The 2,219-nt window shown below is 65.0% G+C and carries 3 protein-coding genes; 1 reads left to right on the top strand and 2 read right to left on the bottom strand.

Going from position 1 to position 2,219, the window contains the following annotated elements; genetic code table 11:
• A partial coding sequence (locus tag HUW62_RS46885) for a gamma-glutamylcyclotransferase (protein ID WP_176438154.1) occupies window positions 1-270 on the top strand: 270 nt, incomplete at its 5' end.
• Between the two features lie 43 nt (window positions 271-313).
• Here the strand turns inward: HUW62_RS46885 and HUW62_RS46890 are convergent.
• Together HUW62_RS46890 and HUW62_RS46895 are read right to left on the bottom strand one after the other, a co-directional pair.
• A complete protein-coding gene (locus HUW62_RS46890; protein WP_176438155.1) occupies window positions 314-898 on the bottom strand; it encodes a DUF1629 domain-containing protein in 585 nt (194 codons plus the stop codon).
• A 6-nt stretch (window positions 899-904) separates the two neighbouring features.
• Window positions 905-2,020 (bottom strand): PAAR-like domain-containing protein, encoded by a 1,116-nt coding sequence (locus tag HUW62_RS46895; protein WP_163869782.1) that lies wholly within the window; start codon window positions 2,018-2,020, stop codon window positions 905-907.
• Window positions 2,021-2,219: the final 199 nt, after the last annotated feature.

Below are 2,219 nucleotides of genomic sequence, written 5' to 3' on the forward strand. Positions count from 1 at the left end.
GTGTTCGGGCGCCTCTTCGAGATCCAGGGCCAGGACTGGCCCATCGTCCAGCACAAGGAAGGCTTCGTGACGGGCATGTGCGTGGAGCGCACGGTGAAGGTGCTCGTGGACGGGCAGGAGGTGGAGGCCACGGCCTTCGTCACCAACCCGAGGCGCGCGGCGCAGGACGGCCCGGTGAGCCCTCGCTTCGTGGAGGCGCTCGTGCGGGGCGCACAGGCGGCGGGGTTGCCCGCGGACTACGTGGAGCGGCTGAAGCGCGGCGGGGCCTGAGGGTGAGGGCCTCTTTCGTGGGGCTCGCCTCCATGGAGCAGGCTCAAGGCCGGAAGTCGGCTGAGTCATCCCAGTCCGCCACAGGGAAGAAGCGGACGCCCTCCGGTGGTGGCTGGACACCCAGCACCGCCTCGACGACAGAGCGGTGAAAGAGCCGCACGCCGAGGTCTTCCTTCAGGGCGAAGACCAGGCGCGCTCTCTCCGGGACGGCCCTCAACACATTCGAATCGAGGACGAGCTTCTCGATTCCCAGCACCTCGCCATCGGGGTCGATGGAGAACCGCGACAGGCCGCGGTCCATGCACGCAATCTCTTGATGGGTGTGCAGGAGCCAGTAGCGGAGCACGGCGCCGCTCGGCATGCGGACATCCGCCGGCACGAGCTGTGAGCCGGAAATCGCGAGACGTTCCAGGACCTCCTTCACGCGGCCAGAGAAGACAGGGTCCGGCAGGCTGTGATGGTCCACCATGGAAGGAGAAGCGGGCACCGGATCGCCCAGTCTCAACCGGACGGGCTGCGTCGCGGCAACGGGAGTCCCCCGACGGAACTCCCACGGGTCCTGGTCCCACTCGAGTAACGGGTGGGCGGGGGTGTTCGCGCGGCTGATGACGAAGTAGTCGCCTTGCATCGGGGTTCATCCTCCGGGAGATAGCGTGCGCGACGTCAAGACGTGCCTTTGACTGGGGTGTCGGATGTCGTGGCGCCGGCCCCTGCTGCACGCTCTTCGCGCCTCCTTGGCCGGAATACTGGTGGCGTCCCCACAGCCGACGCCACTGGGCGCGTAGTCTCGCCCGTCGGCGGTCAGCGCCCACTCGAATGCAGCCACCTTCTTCAGAATCTCGGCACTGGTCGCATCGAGTTGCTCGGCGAGCTTCGTGGGTTCCTTGCAGTAGGCCCCGCGCGCGGCTTTGCTCTCGTAGCGGATGAGCATCTTCTTGACCGCGCCGACATAGGCGAGGTCGGCGCTGCCATCGACCATGCCGAGAGAGTGGTTGGAGCGGTGGAGTGGCGCCATCACCTGACACGCCACATTCATCCGAGCCGGCAGCATGACCCCATTCTGCTTGCGGTCGATGTCATAGCCAAAGAGTCGGCAGAGCTTCGCCCAGGTGACGGTGTTCATCGCTTCGCAGCAGATGATGTGATGGGCTTGAAGTGATGACTCACCCGTGTACCAGGGATGAGCATGCTTTGAACCCCCTTTGAAGATGTTCTTGCCGAGCGTCCGGGAGTTGCCGATGTTCTTGCCCATCTTCGGGGTGACGCCTGGATGGGTTGTTGCCTGGCAGTGCGGGCATTTCGGCAAGTCAGGATCAGCCGCTTGTCCGGGGGATGGGACGCTCGCAACGTCTTGGACTATCGGAAAGGGCGGGACGTTCCTGTCGTTGAGGGTGAAGAGGTCAAAGTTCCGAACGACGTTTGCACCATTGATGCGAACATCGAATGAGAAGTTCACAGGCTGGGCCGCACCCTTGTTGGTGCCCGACGCAACGCCACCCAGGGTCCCCGCCTCGTTGCCAGTGGAAGATGCTAGCGAGGAGTTGGAAAGGCACACCGGAGCGTCGCCAATGGTGACGCTGGTCGAACCCTTCGCCAGGTCGCTGGCCTCGGCCGTATTGGTGAACGGGGTCAACTGAGGTCCCGCGGGAGTCGGGACCTGGCAGAAGTCGGGCATGCCCATGACCCTGCCGCCACTCTTCGCGGTGACCACGGTCATCCCGTTGACCAGGACCTTGTTCTTGCCAGCCACCCGAGCACCTCTACGTTCATCCTTCGAGAGGGCTGCCTTGGGTACCGTGCCATTTCGGGCGAGGGTGCCTAGCACTACTGCGTCAGGGGCCCGATGGGTGGACGGGGAGGCCGAGCAGGCGACGTGAGTCGCGGTGGGGGTTGGTGCGGTGGCAGGTGGGGCAGCGCGGCAACCAAGAGGCAATCACTCGCGCCATGGC

Source organism: Myxococcus sp. AM011, from assembly GCF_013372595.1.
GTDB lineage: Bacteria > Myxococcota > Myxococcia > Myxococcales > Myxococcaceae > Myxococcus > Myxococcus eversor.

Bases quoted from the DNA above. Each gene is read 5' to 3' on its own strand.
- HUW62_RS46890 (WP_176438155.1), bottom strand. From the start codon at position 898: ATGCAAGGCGACTACTTCGTCATCAGCCGCGCGAACACCCCCGCCCAC.